This is a genomic window from Micromonospora fiedleri (assembly GCF_016774385.1).
In the GTDB taxonomy this organism is placed as follows: Bacteria; Actinomycetota; Actinomycetes; order Mycobacteriales; family Micromonosporaceae; genus Micromonospora; species Micromonospora gifhornensis.
On record NZ_JAETXL010000007.1, the window covers coordinates 181288 to 198235 of the forward strand.

General features: G+C 71.1%; 14 protein-coding genes, 1 pseudogene and 1 riboswitch. Of the genes and pseudogenes, 5 read left to right on the forward strand and 10 right to left on the reverse strand.

Annotated elements, in window-relative coordinates; translation table 11 throughout:
* Positions 1 to 58 precede the first annotated feature (58 nt).
* The 3 genes and pseudogenes from JMF97_RS31810 (at position 59) to JMF97_RS20635 (ending at position 1149) form a co-directional block, all read left to right on the forward strand.
* Positions 59 to 190 carry a hypothetical protein gene (locus tag JMF97_RS31810; protein ID WP_273543893.1) on the forward strand — a complete coding sequence of 44 codons (132 nt, stop codon included), beginning with the start codon at positions 59 to 61 and terminating at the stop codon, positions 188 to 190.
* A gap of 22 nt (positions 191 to 212) precedes the next feature.
* A pseudogene (locus JMF97_RS20630) lies at positions 213 to 818 on the forward strand (GNAT family N-acetyltransferase); the annotation flags it as partial.
* 88 nt (positions 819 to 906) lie between these two features.
* Positions 907 to 1149, forward strand: a complete 243-nt coding sequence (locus JMF97_RS20635) for a hypothetical protein (RefSeq protein ID WP_238359751.1) — start codon at positions 907 to 909, stop codon at positions 1147 to 1149.
* A 67-nt stretch (positions 1150 to 1216) separates the two neighbouring features.
* Here the strand turns inward: JMF97_RS20635 and groL are convergent, their stop codons facing one another.
* From groL to JMF97_RS20650, 3 genes are all read right to left on the reverse strand, one after another.
* On the reverse strand, positions 1217 to 2839 hold the full coding sequence (groL, locus tag JMF97_RS20640; protein WP_013736171.1) for a chaperonin GroEL: 1623 nt from the start codon (positions 2837 to 2839) through the stop codon (positions 1217 to 1219).
* 275 nt (positions 2840 to 3114) lie between these two features.
* Positions 3115 to 4092, reverse strand: a complete 978-nt coding sequence (locus JMF97_RS20645) for a hypothetical protein (protein ID WP_203223026.1) — start codon at positions 4090 to 4092, stop codon at positions 3115 to 3117.
* Positions 4093 to 4564: 472 nt separating this feature from the next.
* Positions 4565 to 4768 carry a cold-shock protein gene (locus tag JMF97_RS20650; RefSeq protein WP_013288855.1) on the reverse strand — a complete coding sequence of 68 codons (204 nt, stop codon included), beginning with the start codon at positions 4766 to 4768 and terminating at the stop codon, positions 4565 to 4567.
* 237 nt (positions 4769 to 5005) lie between these two features.
* Here JMF97_RS20650 and JMF97_RS20655 point away from each other — a divergent pair, with 237 nt between their 5' ends.
* The gene (locus tag JMF97_RS20655) at positions 5006 to 5518 is read left to right on the forward strand and encodes a GNAT family N-acetyltransferase (RefSeq protein ID WP_203223027.1); all 513 of its coding nucleotides are present in this window, start codon (positions 5006 to 5008) and stop codon (positions 5516 to 5518) included.
* Positions 5519 to 5731: 213 nt separating this feature from the next.
* On the opposite strand, the gene paaN is transcribed toward JMF97_RS20655, so the two are convergent.
* From paaN to JMF97_RS20680, 5 genes are all read right to left on the reverse strand, one after another.
* Complete coding sequence (gene paaN / locus JMF97_RS20660; RefSeq protein ID WP_203223028.1) at positions 5732 to 7408, reverse strand: phenylacetic acid degradation protein PaaN; 1677 nt, start codon at positions 7406 to 7408, stop codon at positions 5732 to 5734.
* A gap of 53 nt (positions 7409 to 7461) precedes the next feature.
* Complete coding sequence (locus JMF97_RS20665; protein ID WP_203223029.1) at positions 7462 to 8478, reverse strand: GNAT family N-acetyltransferase; 1017 nt, start codon at positions 8476 to 8478, stop codon at positions 7462 to 7464.
* A gap of 47 nt (positions 8479 to 8525) precedes the next feature.
* The gene (locus JMF97_RS20670; RefSeq protein ID WP_203223030.1) at positions 8526 to 9542 is read right to left on the reverse strand and encodes a GNAT family N-acetyltransferase; all 1017 of its coding nucleotides are present in this window, start codon (positions 9540 to 9542) and stop codon (positions 8526 to 8528) included.
* Between the two features lie 304 nt (positions 9543 to 9846).
* Positions 9847 to 11133, reverse strand: coding sequence for a threonine synthase (gene thrC, locus JMF97_RS20675; protein WP_203223031.1), 1287 nt, complete (start codon positions 11131 to 11133; stop codon positions 9847 to 9849).
* Between the two features lie 9 nt (positions 11134 to 11142).
* Positions 11143 to 11278, reverse strand: a riboswitch (SAM riboswitch).
* Between the two features lie 181 nt (positions 11279 to 11459).
* Positions 11460 to 11909 (reverse strand): DoxX family protein, encoded by a 450-nt coding sequence (locus tag JMF97_RS20680; protein WP_013736178.1) that lies wholly within the window; start codon positions 11907 to 11909, stop codon positions 11460 to 11462.
* Between the two features lie 295 nt (positions 11910 to 12204).
* Here JMF97_RS20680 and JMF97_RS20685 point away from each other — a divergent pair, with 295 nt between their 5' ends.
* On the forward strand, positions 12205 to 12882 hold the full coding sequence (locus tag JMF97_RS20685; RefSeq protein WP_238359752.1) for a DUF4232 domain-containing protein: 678 nt from the start codon (positions 12205 to 12207) through the stop codon (positions 12880 to 12882).
* A 73-nt stretch (positions 12883 to 12955) separates the two neighbouring features.
* Here the strand turns inward: JMF97_RS20685 and JMF97_RS20690 are convergent, their stop codons facing one another.
* Together JMF97_RS20690 and JMF97_RS20695 are read right to left on the reverse strand one after the other, a co-directional pair.
* Entirely contained in the window at positions 12956 to 13879 is a 924-nt protein-coding gene (locus JMF97_RS20690; protein ID WP_238359753.1) for an ABC transporter permease, read from the reverse strand.
* A complete protein-coding gene (locus JMF97_RS20695; RefSeq protein WP_203223033.1) occupies positions 13879 to 16743 on the reverse strand; it encodes an alpha/beta fold hydrolase in 2865 nt (954 codons plus the stop codon). Before JMF97_RS20695 ends, JMF97_RS20690 begins: the two co-directional genes overlap by 1 nt.
* Between the last annotated feature and the right edge of the window lie 205 nt (positions 16744 to 16948).

Sequence of the window (16948 nt, forward strand, 5' to 3'; positions counted from 1 at the left end):
CATGCACGGTCATTCACCCGGGGCTCCCCTGGCGCCGTCGGTTGCCCGGTGGCGCGGCATGGCGCTGCTGGTCCTGCTGGGCGTGCCCGCCCTCGTCGTGGCCCTGTGCTGCGGAGTGATCCAGGTGGTCACCAAGTCCAGCGTCGACGACCCGTTGAGCGTCCGAAGCGGCATCAGCATCTCACCATGAGCGCGCCTGACACCGGATCGGCGGCGCGGTCGAGGTGCTGCTCGCCGGGAATCCGCCGCACTACGCCTGGCCCGGGGTGGACGTCCGGTACACCCCGGCGGTCTGCCTGGCCCTCGCACTGGGCTACACGCAGGACCGTACGGCCTGGAACATGACGGCCGACCTGTCGTCCGACGGGTCACCGGCGCTGCGCTCCACGGAGGCCGCCGAGACCCGCCTCGCCGGGCAGGGGGTGACCGTACGCCGTGCCGAACCTGGCGACCTGCCGGCGCTCGCCGCCTTCGCCCGCACCACCTTCGGCGGCTCCTGGGACGCCGAGTTGGCCGGCTCGCTCGGACGCCCGGACGCCGGCTGCCACCTGGCCGAACGCGACGGCAGGCTGCTCGGCTTCGCCGCCTACGGCTCGGCCCGGCCGAGCTGGTTCGGGCCGATGGGTACGGCACCCGCAGCCGAGGGATCCGGCATCGGTGGCGTCCTGCTGCGGCGCTGCCTGGCCGACCAGCGGGCCGCCGGGATCGAGGCCGCGCAGATCGGCTGGGTCGGTCCGGTGCCGTTCTACTCACGCAGTGCGGGAGCCCGGATCGAGCGGGTGTTCTTCCTGTATCGCAAGAGCCTCGGCTCGGCATAACCGGGCGAAAGGCGCATAGCCGCCGATAGCGCCGTTCGCCCGCCCGGGTCATCGACGCCCCTTACCGTTCGGTATAGAGGAGGCAGCCATGACCACGGACGACGATCAGGCCTCGGAGGCGTTGCCTGCCGGCTGGGCCCCGGTCCACGACCTGCCGGGCACACTGCCGATCAACCGGCTGGACTACGGCGACGCCGAGCAGCTGGCGGAGATGACCGGGACGACCGAAGCACCCGAGGAGCCACTCATCCTGGTGGACGAGCCGGTGCCACACCGTCCGCCGTACGACCGGGCGCAGAAGCGGCGCAACCAGCGCCCGTTGCCCCGATAGCGAAGTTGCCCCGATAGGAAAAGGGCGGACCGCTGACGCGGCCCGCCCTTTCAGGTTGGAACTGGACTCAGAAGTCCATGTCCCCGCCACCCGGGCCAGCCGGGGCGGCCGGGGTCTTCTCCGGCTTGTCCGCCACCACGGCCTCGGTGGTGAGGAACAGCGCGGCGATCGACGAGGCGTTCTGCAGCGCCGAACGGGTCACCTTGGCCGGGTCGATGATGCCGGCGGCCAGCAGGTCGACGTACTCGCCGGTCGCGGCGTTGAGGCCGTGACCCGCGTCGAGGTTGCGAACCCGCTCGACCACGACGCCGCCCTCAAGGCCGGCGTTGACGGCGATCTGCCGCAGCGGGGCGTCCAGCGCGATCTTGACGATCTGCGCGCCGGTCGCCTCGTCGCCGGTCAGGTCCAGCTTGTCGAAGGCGGTCTTGCCGGCCTGCACCAGCGCGACACCACCACCCGGGACGATGCCCTCCTCGACGGCGGCCTTGGCGTTGCGCACCGCGTCCTCGATGCGGTGCTTGCGCTCCTTGAGCTCGACCTCGGTGGCCGCGCCGACCTTGATCACCGCAACACCGCCGGCCAGCTTGGCCAGGCGCTCCTGCAGCTTCTCCCGGTCGTAGTCGGAGTCGCTCTTGTCGATCTCGGCCCGGATCTGGTTCACCCGGCCCTGGATCTGCTCGGCGTCACCGGCACCGTCGACGATGGTGGTCTCGTCCTTGGTCACCACGACCTTGCGGGCGCGGCCCAGCATGTCGAGGCCGACGGCGTCCAGCTTGAGGCCGACCTCCTCGCTGATGACCTGGCCACCGGTGAGGATGGCGATGTCGGTCAGCATGGCCTTGCGGCGGTCACCGAAGCCCGGCGCCTTGACGGCGACCGACTTGAAGGTGCCCCGGACCTTGTTGACCACCAGGGTGGCCAGGGCCTCGCCCTCCAGGTCCTCAGCAATGATCAGCAGCGGCTTGCCCGACTGCATGACCTTCTCCAGGATCGGGAGCAGGTCCTTGACCGAGGAGATCTTGCTGTTCGCGATCAGGATGTACGGGTCGTCGAAGACGGCCTCCATACGCTCCGGGTCGGTCATGAAGTAGGCCGAGATGTAGCCCTTGTCGAAGCGCATACCCTCGGTGAGCTCCAGCTCCAGCCCGAAGGTGTTGCTCTCCTCGACGGTGATGACGCCTTCCTTGCCGACCTTGTCCATCGCCTCGGCGATGATCTCGCCGACGGTGTTGTCACCGGCGGAGATGGAGGCGGTGGAGGCGATCTGCTCCTTGGTCTCGACGTCCTTGGCGAGCTTGAGCAGCTCCTCCGAGACGCTCGTGACCGCAGCCTCGATGCCCCGCTTCAGGGCCATCGGGTTGGCGCCGGCAGCCACGTTGCGCAGACCCTCGCGAACGAGAGCCTGGGCCAGGACGGTCGCCGTCGTCGTGCCGTCACCGGCCACGTCGTCGGTCTTCTTGGCGACCTCCTTGACCAGCTCAGCGCCGATCTTCTCGTACGGGTCCTCGAGTTCGATCTCCTTGGCGATGCTCACACCATCGTTGGTGATGGTGGGGGCACCCCACTTCTTCTCGAGCACCACGTTGCGGCCCTTGGGGCCGAGGGTCACCTTCACGGCGTCGGCGAGCTGGTTCATGCCCCGCTCGAGGCCGCGGCGCGCCTCTTCGTCGAACGCGATCATCTTGGCCATACGGCGTTGTCCTCCTGGACACTCACGGGCCACCCGAGTGTGTGCCCCGGATGAACCGTCTGGTGTACGCACCTTGGGACGTCGCCACCTGGCGACGACGACGTCTCCTCGGCCGGGCCGGATAGCCCGCGACGACCGGCCACGTGCCTCACCCGCGGTTATGCCACGAGCGCGGCCGCAGCCCCACCGTCCCGACCAGTTGGCACTCACGCTATGCGAGTGCCAATGACTTGTTTAGCACTCTCACCTGCCGAGTGCAAGCACGATGGCCCGGTTCAGCCGAGTTCGGCAGCCAGTTGCCCGCTGTTCACCGGGGCCTCGTGAGCCCGCTGTTCGGCGTACGTGACCACCAGCCCGACCAGCTGAGCGAGGTGTGCCGGCAGCCCCACCAGCGCCGCCCCGACGATCACCAGGACCGCGCCGACGGCGGTGTCCACGGCTTCGAGCGGCGCGGTGCCGAACGGCACGAGCACCAACCCCTCCACCAGGCCGGCGACGAACCCGATGCCGATCACCACCCCGACCGTCAACGCCACCCGGCCGAGCAGCAGCCCCAGCCGGTCGCGCAGCATCCGGTGCGAGCGGCCGATCGGGTCGCGGCGTTCGAAGAGGTAGACCGGGCCGGCCATGGCCAGCGCGAAGCCCGCGTAGACGCCGGGCAGGAAACAGAGGCAGAAACCGAGGAGCACGATCAGGGTGAGCAGCAGCGTCCAGCCCCAGAGGCCGAACGCCCGGCGCATGCCGTAGCCGAATGCGCCCCCGAGGCTGACCTGCGCACCGGCCGCCTGCCGGGCGATCACCCACGTGCCGGCGGCCCAGCCGACGCACTGCACCAGACCGAAGATCAGACTCCCGGCGACCAGCACTCCCATCCACTTCGCCAGGTCGACACCGAAGTTGGCGGGCAGGGCCGCAGAGTCGGCGGCGAGTTCGGCCTCCCACCGGGCCGACGGGTCGAAGATCAGCCCGAGCACCGACAGCGCCGCCGCCGGCAGCACCTGGGTCAGCACGACGATCGGCAGCAGCAGGCTCCAGCCCCGGCGCACCGCACCCCAGCAGCGGCTGAACCAACCATTGAGACCCGCACCCGGCGGAGTGACCAGGGCATCGGCGGGATCGAACCCGTACGCCGCCGGGTCGTACCAGCCGTGGAAGGGCTGGCCGGGATAGACCGGCGCCGACTGTTGAGGATGGCCGACCGGCTGGCCGGGATAGGGGGGATATCCAGCCCAGGGCGGCGGACCACCCGGCACCCCGCCCGGCGGCGGACCGTACCCGCCCGGCGGCGGGGCAGCAGGCGGGCCGTACCCGCCGGCTGGCTGGCCGTATCCGACCGGGGGCTGGCCGTGCCCGGGTGGCGGCTGGCCGTGCCCGGCTGGCGGTGCGGCAGCGGGCGGGCCGTATTCACCCGGCGGGGTCGTTGGGGCCGGGCCGTACCCCTGCGGCGGAGGGGACGGCGGGCCGGCGGTGGCCGGGTCTCGTTGCGGCGAGGCAGGTGCCGTCGGGTCGGTGGGCTGCCAGCTGGAAGCACCGACGGACGGGGCCGATTCATCTGGTGACGAATGCGGTGGACCTGCCGGGGGTGGCTGGTCGGACATGAACCCTCCTCAGCGACAGCTGGTTCCGGCTCACGATCTTCCCTTGTGAGGTATCCGCACCGCAGCCCCCCTCCGGCCGCGACCACGCCACCCGTACCGGCGGTCTGCCGGCGTGGGTGGAACGCACTCAGGCGATGACGCGTACCCGCTCGGCCTGGGGGCCCTTCTGACCCTGGGCGATCTCGAACTCCACCCGCTGGCCGTCGTCCAGCGCCTTGTAGCCGTCCATCTCGATCGCGGAGAAGTGGACGAACACGTCCTGCCCGCCGTCGACGGCGATGAAGCCGTAGCCCTTTTCGGCGTTGAACCACTTCACGGTGCCCTGTGCCACGGTGTTGTCCTCACTCTGCGCGGCGTTCCACTACCTCCGGGCCGGGCCGGCGGCACGCCGGACGGCCCGAAACTCACCGTCTTCGGCAGTCATCGACGACCACGGAATAGGGTGACCGAAATCGCACGGTACACGAGGCGTGACGGCGGCGCACGACCACAAATCGGACATATTCTGACCAGCGACATCGTCGCTCGTCATTGTGATAGGTATGCGACATGATCAGCGCTCCGGGCGATGAGGCCCCCCCTGCGGGCCGAGGTACGGCGGGTCCGCCCCACGGACGCCGCCCGGATGCGCGCGCTGCGTCTGGAGATGCTCGCCGACGCGCCGCTGGCCTTCCTGGAGACGCTCGCCGAGGCCGCCGCCCGCCCGCACACGGAGTACGCGGCCCGGATCCGTCAGACCTCGGCCGGCCCCACAAATGCCCAGTTCGTCGCCGATCCGGGCGGTCGCCTGGTCGGCCACATAGGCGGCGTCGCCCACCCCACCGAGCGCGGGGTCACCCTGATCTACGCGGTCTACGTGACCCCGATGTGGCGCGGCACCGGCCTGCTCGCGGACCTGGTGGCGGCGGTGGCAGCCTGGTCCCGAGCCGAACGGCGCGACGACCTGATGCTCGAAGTGGTGGTCGGCAACGACCGCGCCTACCGGGCGTACCAGCGACTGGGCTTCGTCGACACCGGCCTACGCGTCCCGCACCCCACCATCCCCACCCTCCGCGAACTCCAAATGCGCCGCCCCGCCTGACCCCCCGGCGAGCCCAGTCCTCACCAGCCGAGCCCCCGCCACACCAGCCCAGCCCCAGCACTCAGCGCCCGCCACCCGCCACCCGGCACCCGGCACCGCCGGACACAGCCCAACCGGCAGGGGTTCCGGGGCAGCCCGACCCGCGCAGGGATCAAGCCTGACCGCCCGGAGCGGGTCGGGCTGCCCCGGAACCCCCACCGCAACCACTACGACCTACGACGAGTGCCGACGACTCTGCACGATCCGGAACCGGTTCGCCACGTACGCCCCGTCCGTCAACGCCGCATTGGCCGCCGCGTTCGCCCCACTGCCGTGGAAGTCGGAGAACGCCGCCGACTGGTTCACGAAGACCCCGCCGGTGAGGTTGGCCGACAGGTGCACGCCGACCTCGATCGCGGCGCTCTCGGTGGCGTCGAGCACCGCCTCGTCGGTGGAGTAGACCGCCGCCGTCAAGGCACCCTTCTCCCCCACCGTCGACCGCAGGATCTCCAGGCTGTGCGCGGTGGAATCGGTGGCGATGGCGAAGGAGATCGGCCCGAACCACTCCCGCGAGTAGGTTGCGGTGTCGCCCGCGTCCAGCTTGACGAGCGTCGGCGTACGCACGACAGCGCCGGGGTAGGCCGGGTGCTCGACGGTACGGGATTCCAGCACCGTCTCGCCGACCTTGGTGACCTCGGCCAAGCGCTCCAGGACTCCGTCGTTGACGATCGCACCGGTCAGCTCGACGCCCCGCGCGGGGTCGGCGGTCAGTTTGCCGACAGCGGCGGCGATTCCGGCGGCCACCTCGTCGAAGCTCTTGTGCCCCTGGTCGGTGTCGATGCCGTCGCGGGGGATGAGGATGTTCTGCGAGGTGGTGCACATCTGGCCGCTGTAGAGGACGAGGGTGAAGCCGAGGTTGCGGCACATGCCGGCGAAGTCGTCGGTGGAGTCGATGACGACCGTGTTGAGGCCGGCCTTCTCCGTGTAGACGGCCGCCTGCCGGGCGTTGGCTTCGAGCCAGTCGCCGTACTCGGTGGAGCCGGTGAAGTCGACGATCTTCACGGCCGGGTGCAGGGCCAGCGTGGTGGCCAGCTTCTCGTCGGCGGCCTCGGGGGCGAGCAGCACCAGGTTCGGGTCGAAGCCGGCCTCGGCGAGCACCTCGCGGGCGTACCGCACGGTGATGGCCAGCGGCAGCACGGCACGCGGGTGCGGCTTGACGACCACCGGGTTGCCGGTGACCAGTGAGGCGAACAGACCCGGGTACGAGTTCCAGGTCGGGAAGGTGTTGCAGCCGATGACCAGGCCGACGCCCCGGGGCACGACGTGGAAGGTCTTGGTCATCCGCAGCGGGTCGCCCTTGCCGGCGGCCTTCTCCCAGCCGGCGGTGCCCGGGTGCCGGGTCATCTCGGCGTAGGAGTAGGCGATCGCCTCCAGGGCCCGGTCAAGGGCGTGCGCGCCACCGGCCTGGAAGGCCATCACGAACGCCTGACCGCTGGTGAACTGCACCGAGTTGGCCAGCTCGAAGACGTTCTTGTGCAACCGGGCCAGGATCTCCAGGCAGACGCCCGCCCGGGTCTGCGGGCCGGCGTCACGCCACGCGGGCAGCGCGGCGGACGCGGCGGCGACCAACTGGTCGGCGGTGGCGTGTGGGTAGGCGACGTTCAGCTCGACGCCGAACGGGCTGCTCTCGGTGGTGATCCACTGGCCGTCGGTGGGCTGGTCGAGCGGGAAGTTCCCGCCCAGGTACGCCTCGAAGGCGGCCTTGCCGTCGGCCGCCGCGGTCTCGCCGTACACCCGGGGGCTCGGTGATTCCGGGTAGGCGGACCAGTACCCGCGCTCCGTGATCGCGGTCAGCGCGCGGTTGAGGGTTTCGGCGTGCCTGTCGTAGTGGGGGTGCGGGGTGTCCGTCATGCCCGCCATCATGCAACAGCAAGCCCCGCGATCAGTAGAGGCGTGTCACAAACTCAGAGGGTCAACTGCCAGTCCGCTGCGCTTTCGGCCACCCGGTAGCCGAGCTGTTCGTTGATGCTGACCATGTGGTCGTTGACCGCAGCGTTCCAGGTGTCGATCACTCGCAGCTCCGGCTCCTGCGCCAGCACCTGACGCAGGTTCTCGATCTTCACCAGCAGGCCGAGGCGGTGCCCACGGTGTGCCGGGTCGACGATGGTGATCTCCTGCGAGGCGTACCAGTTCGTGAACGGGCCGGTCTGGATCATCGTCCAGGCGACCAGCCGCCCGGTCTGCTCGTGCACCGCCCCGAGGTGGTAGCGCCGCCGACCGCGCAGCGCCTGGAACCGCTCGATCTCGCGGATCCGCGCGGCGTCCACCCGCTCCGCCTCCATGGCGAGATCGCCGGTAGGGGCATCGACGAGCAGCCGGGCCTCCAGCCGGGCCACGTCGGCCACGTACTCCTCGGGGGCCGCACCCTGCCACGCCACCGTCCGGTAGCCGACCGCCCGGGACCGGGCCTGCTCGTGCAGCGCGGTGAGCGCCGCCTCGTCCAGCCCTGTGGTGTCCAGCCGGCGGCGCACCATCGGCAGGGCGGCCTGCGCGCCGACCGCCGCCGCGAACGCCGCACCGGGCGGCTGCCGGTCCTCTCCCGGCGGCACCCCGTCGACCTCTGCGATCAGGTGTTTGCGGCCGTGCGCGAGGGCCACCTCCCGGGCGTGGGCGAGCAGGGCCCGGCCCACCCCGCGCCGCCGGTGAGCCGGGTCGACGAAGAGCTCGACGAGGACGGTGCTGGTGTTGTCCAACTGCGGCAGGCGTAGCCACAGATATCCGACGGCCTCGCCGCCCCGTCGGGCCAGCGCGCGATGGATCAGGTTGCCGTACGGCGGATGGGCCGCCACCAGGCCGAACTCCGCGCGGTCACCGGCCGGCACGTCAGGCGTGTCGACCACCTGGGCCGCCGCGCGGATCCGGTACGCGTCGTCCAGCGCCGCCTCGTCGGAGGGGTCGAACGGGGCTACGGCGATGTCCATGGCCGCGAGCCTGCCCGCCGCCGCCCGGTCCCGCCACCGGTTTTCGGTCACACCGTCAGCTGCCAGTTGCTCCACCTGTCCCGCACCTGGAAGCCGAGTTGCTCATTGATCGCGATCATGTGCTCGTTGCTGTCCGCGTTGAACGTGTCGATGGCCTGGACAGCCGGCTCGTGGGCGAGCAGGTGACGCAGGTTCTCGATCTTGGCGAGCAGGCCGAGTCGATGCCCACGGTGCTCGGGGTCCACGATGGTGATCTGCTGGAAGGCATGCCAGCCGGTGGACGCGCCGACGTCCAGCAGCGTCCACGCGACCAGCCGCCCGGTCGCCTGATGGCGTACGCCCGCGTGGTAGCGCCGCCGGCCGCGGGCCGCCAGCGCCCGGTCGGTGCCACGCACCCGCTCGGCGTCGATCTGCTCCGGTTCCCAGGCGAGGTCACCCATCGGCGCGTCGGCCAGCAGCCGACCGTCCAGGTACGCCACGTCGGCGAGGTACTCCTGCGGCGTACCGCCCTGCCAGAACAGCAGCTCGTACCCGGCCGTCCGGGCCCGGGCCTCGGCCAGCAGCGCGTCGAGCCGGGCCTGGTCGAGGTGGCGGGTGTCGAGTCGCCGCCGCACGTCGACCAGGGCGTCGGTCGCGCCGACGGTGGTCGCGAAGGCGGTTGCCGGCGAGGGGCGGTCCGGCCGGCCGGGCAGGTGCGCGGCGCTCATCGTGCTCACCCGCACGCGTCCCCGCTCGCGCAGCACGTCGAGGCCCCGGTCGAGCAGCGCGCGCCCCACCCCCCGGCGACGGTACGCCGGATGCACGACCAGATCGGCGGCGGCGTTCTCGGTATTGTCCAGCTGCGGCAGGTCGAGCAGCAGATAGCCGACGGGCGCACCGTCGAGGTGGGCCAGCAGGTGCACCGCCACGTCGCCGGGCATCGGGTGCCGGATCATGCCGAAGAACCGTTGCCGGCAGCTGGGCAGGTCGGGCACGTCCACCGCCCAGGCGGCGGTGTCGATCTCGTACGCCTGCTCGATGGCGGTGTCGTCGCCGGCACCGAAGGGCGCGATGGTGAGGGTCATGTCGGCAGCCTGCGCGAGGAAAAGACGAACGGGCCAGCGAATTTCTCGCTGGCCCGTTCGGACGCTGGTCGGGAGGGTCGATCGCACAACGCCTCCGGCGTTGGGTCGTACAGACTGAAAGTCTACGGCGATACGCCCTCCCGCACGGAGCATCTTCCGCTGTGCGGTTCTTGCCGTCAAGTCCTCGTCGGCGTGTTTTCCGCATTTCTGAAGAAACGTGAATCCACTTCGATCACCAGCGATCCCGCTTGATCATTCACCGCTGGTCACGGCATTTCCGCTGATCATGTGCCCGATGGTCAACTCAGCCGAGCAGGCCGGCATCGCGGGCGGCCCGCAACGACGGCTTGATCCGATGGGTCGGCCCCACCTCGCCGGCCACCGCGTCGAGGGTCTTGAGCCCTTCGCCGGTGTTGAACACCACCGTCTCGGCGGTCGGATCCAACCGGCCGGACTCGACCAGCTTGCGCAGCACCGCCACGGTCACGCCACCGGCCGTCTCGGCGAAAACCCCTGTGGTACGCGCCAACAGCCGCACTCCGGCGCGGATCTCGTCGTCGTCGGCGTACTCCATCCAGCCGCCGGTGCGGCGTACCGCCTCCAGGGCGTACAGACCGGCGGCCGGGTCGCCGATGTTGAGCGACTTGGCGATGCCGGTCGGCTTGACCGGGGTGATGACGTCGCTCTCCGCGTGCAGGGCGGTGGCGATCGGGTTGCAGCCGGCCGACTGCGCGCCGAACACCTTCCAACCGCCCGCGGGCGCCTCGACCAGCCCGATCTCGACCAGTTCGGTGAATGCCTTGTCAATCTTGGTGAGCAGTTCACCGGAGGCCATCGGGATGACCACCTGGGCGGGAATCCGCCAACCGAGTTGTTCGGCCACCTCGTAGCCGAGCGTCTTGGAACCCTCCGCGTAGTACGGCCGGACATTGACGTTGACGAAGGCGGTGTCCTCGAACTCGTCGGTCTCCACCAGTTCACCGCAGAGCCGGTTCACGTCGTCGTAGGAGCCGTCGATGGCGACCAGGTCACCGCCGTAGACGGCGGTGGTCACCACCTTGCCCTGTTCCAGGTCGCTGGGGATGAAGACCACCGAGGGGACGCCGACCCGGGCCGCGTGCGCGGCGACCGAGTTGGCCAGGTTGCCGGTGGAGGCGCAGGCGAACCGGGAGAAGCCGAGCGCCCGGGCGGCGGTCAGCGCCACCGACACCACGCGGTCCTTGAACGAGTGGGTGGGGTTGGCGCTGTCGTCCTTGACCCACAGCGGGGCGGTGATGCCCAACTCGGCGGCGAGCCGGTCGGCGGCGACAAGTGGGGTGAACCCCGGTTCCAGGGTGACCCGGGTGGCCGGGTCCTGACCGGCGGGCAGCAGGGCGGCGTACCGCCAGATGTTGCGCGGTCCGGCCTCGATCTGCTCCCGGGTGACGGCGGCGAGGGCGGCCGGGTCGTAGTCGACCTCCAGCGGGCCGAAACACTCGTAACAGGCGTGCTGGGCGGCGAGGGGGTAGCGGGCCGAACAGGCGCGACAGACCAGAGCGCGGGCCGGGCTGGTGGCGGTGTTGATGCCGGAGGGGGCGAGCGTCGACGTCATGTCGAAGTCCTCTCATCTTTCCCCGCATCGCACTCTGCGGCGGGGACGGAATTGGCACCTGCCCCGCCGGACGCTCAACGATGAGCGCGCGAGGTGGTTGCCGGGGCGTCGTCGGGCCGTATCCCTCAGCCCCTCTGGATGAGGTATGCAGTTGTGCTGCCGATTCTAGGCAGTAGCGCCGGGGCCGTCGCCTGGCTGTCCCAGCTTGTGAGCGAGATCGCGGGTTGATCCGCAGGTCACGCTCATTCCTGGATCGAGCGGCATCAGCGCCGCCGGATGACCACTCGATCCAGGTCCGAGCATGATCGCGACTCTCGCACGGAGGGTCAGGCCGGCACGGAACTGCGTGCTTCTGCGTCGAGGGCGAGTTCCCGCCCGCCGCGCTGACCGAGCAGGTTGTCCAGCGCCCAGCTTCCCGGGCCGAGGATCGCGATCAGCAGGAACGACCAGCAGAACATCACGGACAGCTCGCCGTGGTTGCGCAGCGGCAGCAGCGCCTCGGGCTGGTGGACCACGAAGTACGCGTACGCCATCGAGCCCGATGCCAGCAGCGCGGCGGGTCGGGTGAAGAGGCCGACCAGCACCAGCGCACCGCAGAGCGCCTGGATCAGGGCGGCCCACCAGCCCGGCCACTGACCGAGCGGCACGGGTTCACCAGTGCCCCGGTTACCGCCGAAGACGCCGAACAACGAGGCCAGGCCGTGACAGAGAAAGAGCAGGCCGACAACCATGCGGAACAGGGACAGTGCCGGCCCGCCGAACCGGTCGATACGCATTCGGATACCTCCGTAGTAGATCCCGATGGGGGGATCCAGAATGCGAGATGAATAGATAGTTGTCGATGCAATCTCTGACTGTGGGAACGCTCCCAAGCCATGCTAGCGGCTGAAACTTCCGGGCGCTGTCCCGCCACTCAGCGTCCAACCGGTTCGCGGAAGGCTCGCGCGGCGGGAATCCCCTTACTGGGGCGGGTGTGCTCCTCGATCACGATTCCGGGACGTCGGGGCCACGCGCGGTATCGGGCGATGTGACGATGTCCCGATGTGCGGGACACGTAGGACATCTCCAGCAATGGCCACCACGCGCCGGACCCGGTCGTATCGCCGGTCGGTCGCGGCGCTCGCGACGCTGGCCCTGCTCGCCGGGTGCGCCCCGACCCCCGACGCCGGCGACACCACCGCCGGCGCGACCGACGCCCCACCACCGGTCGCCACCCCGTCGACAGGTACGCCGCCGACCGCCGACACCGCCGCACCGGGCCCCTGCCCGGCCGAGGGGGTACGGATCAGCTCCCTCGGGGTGAGCGCGGCGATGGGCCTGCGGGCGATGGGCCTGGAACTGGTCAACTGCGGCAGCCGCCCGTACCGGCTGCACGGCTATCCGCAGCTGCGGCTGCTGGACAGCGACGACAACCTGATCAGAGTCCGGGTGATCGCCGGGGCCAAAGGGATCACGTCGGGCTTCGACGACCCGCCCCGGCCCCTGACGCTGGCGCCCGGAGAAGCCGCGGGCGCGGCGGTGCTCTGGCGCAACCTGGTCGACGACCCGACCGTGGTCGCCACCAACGCGCAGCGGCTGGAGGTGGCCCCGGCGGAGGGAGAGCCGACGCAGGAGGTCGCCGTCGAGGGGCCGATCGATCTCGGCAACACCAACCGGGTCGGCGTGAGCGCCTGGAAGAAGCAGCCCCCCACCTCGGCGCTGCCGCCCGCCATACCGCTCGCCCCGACCACGGTCCCACCGCAGCACTGACTCGCCGCGAGATCCTGGTGCGACGACGCACTGGGACAGGGCGCACCGACCAGGAGCTCGCGGCGCGGCCTGGCTACGAGACGACGTCCTTGCGGGTGAAGCGCCAGAAGGCCAGTCCCCAGAAGGCGGTGGCGTAGCAGATCGCGGAGACGGCGCCCCGGACGATGTCGTCGGTCTGCACCGGGGTGGAGAGCAGCCCCAGCCAGGCGGTGCTGTAGTGGGTGGGCAGGAAGGACCGGATCGCGCCGAGCGCGGTGATCTGGTCCAGGATGCTGGACAGGATCCACAGCAGCACCGCACCGCCCACCGCACCGAGCGCGGCGTCCGTGATGACCGAGAGCAGGAACGCCAGGCCGGCGACGACCAGCAGCACCACCGCGAGGTAGCCGAGGACGGCGAGCAGCCGCAGCAAACCCTCGCCCGGCTCCAACTGGGCGGCGACCGTGCTGCGCAGCGGCGACCAGCCGTACCGGAGGGTGCCGATGAGCAGGGCCGTGCCGGCGAGCAGCACCAGCGCCAACCCCGAGTAGGTCAACGCGACCAACAGCTTGATCGTCAGCAGCCGGGCCCGCGGCACCGGAATCGCCAGCAGGTAACGCAGGCTGCCCCAGCTCGCCTCGCTGGCCACCGTGTCGCCGCAGAACAGCGCCACCACCACGACCAGCAGGAACGACGCGGACACGAAGATGGTGAACAGGGTGAAGTTCAGCCCGCCGGAGGTGGCGAAGGAGACCAGGCTGCCGAATTCACCCCGGCCGCTGTCGTCGTCCCCGGTGTCGAACTGGAAGGCGATCAGGATGATCAGCGGCAGCAGCACCATGAAGCCGAGCGCCAGTTGGGTACGCCGCCGCGACGCCTGCCGCCGGAACTCCGCCGCGAACGGCAGGGTCCGCGAGGGTCGGTAACCGGCCCCGGCACCCGAGGCGGCCACCCCGCGGCCGGCGGCCGACGTGGGCTCGCCTCCGCCGCGCGTGGGTTCGACAGTCGATCCCGCCATCACCGGTCCCCGCTTCCCCGAGAGTTCTCCCCCACCAGGGCGAGGAAGGCGTCCTCCAGGCGGCGCCGAGGCACCACCCGGTCCACTCCGATCCCGGCCCGGACCAACTCGGCCACCACCTCGCTGCGGGCGGTGCCGTTCGTGTCGACCACCAGTTGCCCGTCGGTGTCGTCGAGCACCCGTACCCCGCCGAGGTCGGCAAGCACCTCCCGGGCGGCCGCCGGGTCACTCACCTCGAACAGCACGCTGGGCGAGTCACCGACGATCTCCTCGACCGGTCCGGAGGCGACGATCCGGCCCTTGTTGACCACCACGGCGTGGGTGCAGGTCTGCTCCACCTCGGCGAGCAGGTGGCTGGAGACCAGCACCGCCCGCCCGTCGGTGGCGTAGCGCTGGAGCACCCGGCGCATCTCGGCGATCTGCGGCGGGTCCAGCCCGTCGGTGGGTTCGTCGAGCACCAGCAACTCGGGCAGGCCGAGCATGGCCTGGGCGATGGCCAGCCGCTGGCGCATGCCGTGGCTGTACTTGCGTACCTTGCGGTGCACCGAGGAGCCGAGCCCGGCGATCTCCAGCGCCTGGTCGAAGTGTGCGTCGGCCTCCGGCCTCCCGGTCGCCCGCCAGTACGCCTTCAGGTTCTCCAGCCCGGACAGGTGCGGCAGGAAGCCGGGCCCCTCCACAAGTGCGCCGATCCGCGAGAGCACCGGCGAGCCGGGGACCAGTCGGTGCCCGAAGACGTAGATCTCTCCGGCGGTCGGCTGGGTCAGCCCCATCAGCACCCGCAGGGTGGTGGTCTTGCCGGCACCGTTGGGCCCGAGCAGGCCGACCACCTGACCGGGGTGCACCTCGAAGTCCACCTCGGAGACGGCGACGAAGCCGTCGGCGTACTCCTTGCGCAGATGGCGTACGGCCAGCGGCGTGTCCGCGTACTCCGGGTGCACCGAGGTGTCCTGGCGGCGGTGCCGCAGGCGCAACAGGAGCACGAGCACGACGAGCCCGAGCACGATCGCGGCGAGCAGCCCGACCAGGATCCAGCGCCAGAGCACCGCCTCGGTGGGGATCGGCTCGGCGTCGACGGTGGGCAGGCTCACCGGGCCGGTGGCCGCGACCTGGTAGACGGTCGGCTCGACCGGGGTGGTGTACGCCTGGTCCGAGGTGGCCAGGACCAACCGGAGCCGATGCCCGGCCTCGACCCGGTGCACGATCGCCGGCAGGGTGACCGTCACCGGTGCGGCCTCGGCGACCTGGGTCGGCAGGCCGGTCAACCGGATCGGTGCGATCAGCCCGCTGGGCAGCGTGGCCGCCCCTTCCGGGTTGACGTCGTAGAGCTTGGCGAAGAGCACCGCCTCGCCGGTGGGCGACGCCGCGCGGATCTGCACGGTGGGCGACCCGACCACGTCGACGGCCTCGGTCAGCGGCTCGGAGTCGAACCGGGCGTGCTGGCCCGGTATGTCGGCGGCCACCCCGCTGAGCAGCGAGCTCAGCGAGCCGGCGAAGGGCACCGAGGAGATCGCCGCCGGGTTGCCGGCGGGCGGGTTGGCGACCGGCTGGGGCGGCCCGGCGAGCGCCACCTCCTGCCGGGACTGCCCGTTCAGGCCCGGGTAGTCGGCGGTGCGGTAGCCGGTGGCCACCAGTCCCCGGTCCAGCGCGTCGAAGCCGGCGATCCGGGAGAAGGTGAAGCTGTCCGCCGGCGTGGCGGCCGTGCCCGCGACGTAGTGGTCGAGCCACTGGGCGGTCAGGAACTTCACCCGGTCGGAGTCGGTACGCGGCCCCGCCCCGCCGTCGTGGCCGCCGGTGAACCAGGCGACCCGCACCGGGGTGCCGTTGGCGGCGATACCCCGGGCGTTGGCGTCGGCCTCGCCGAGCGGGAAGAGGGTGTCCGCGGCCCCCTGCACCAGCAGGGTGGGGGCCTTGATCCGGTCCAGCACCCCGGCCGGGCTGGACCGCCGCAGCAGGTCGACGGCGGCCTGGTCGGCCTGCCCGGTGACGGCGATGCTCAGGTACGCGGCACACACGTCGGGAGCGAACCGGCCACACGCCGGGTCCGGGATGGCGGCCGTGGTCGGGGCGCCCGGTGCGGTGCCCGGCCCCTGCCCGGGCGCCGGGCTGGGCGGGCCCGGTGCCGGTGCCCCCTCGGGGGCCTCGGCGGTGTTGCCGGAGATCCCCGCCGGACCGGAGCCCACGCTCCCGCCGCCGCCGAAGAAGATGCCGGCCCAGCCGGACTTGAACACCCCCCGGGTCGGTTCCCCGCCGGTGCTCTCCGGCAGGAAGGCGCGGGACAGGTCGTTCCAGGTGATCATCGGGACGATCGCGTCCACCCGCTGGTCCTGGGCGGCCAGCAGCAGCGCCAGGCCGCCGCCGTAGGAGCCGCCGACGACGCCCACCCGCGGGTCACCGTCGCCGTCGGTACGGATCTCCGGCCGCGCGGCCAGCCAGTCCAGCAGGCGCTGGGCGTCGCGTACCTCGTAGTCGGGGTTGTCCAGGTGGATCTGGCCCCCGCTGCGGCCGAAGCCCCGGGCGGTCCAGGTCAGCACCGCGTAGCCCCGGTCGGCCAACTCCTCGGCGTCGGTGCGTACCGAGTTCTTGGTGCCGCCGAAGCCGTGGGCGAGCAGCACCGCCGGCACCTTCCGGTCCGCGTCGGCGTCGTTCGGCAGGTACAACGTGGTGTCCAGGTCGACCGGCTCGTTGCCGCTCGGTCCGGACGCGACGGTGAGCATCGCGGACTCGGTGCGGAAACCCGGGCGATCCGGCCAGGCGGCCCAGACCACGACGGCGGCCAGCAGGAGGACGGCCACCGACACCGCGACGCCCCGGCGACCGGTGGGCAGGGCACGACGCAGCCGCGCGGCCGAGATCGGCGATTTCATTCGCCACACGGTACGGCGCGAAACCTGTGTATTAGCTGAGTTCCGCCGTACGTCCGTTCTGTTCGGCCGAACGTCACCCGGAGGGGGTCGACCGCACAACGTCCATCGGGCCAACCTTTGGGACGACTTCCCATTGTGGAAATTCCTACCTTCCAGCGGAATCCATATGGAAGTACGTCTTATCCCTCACGAAAGCAGCACCCAC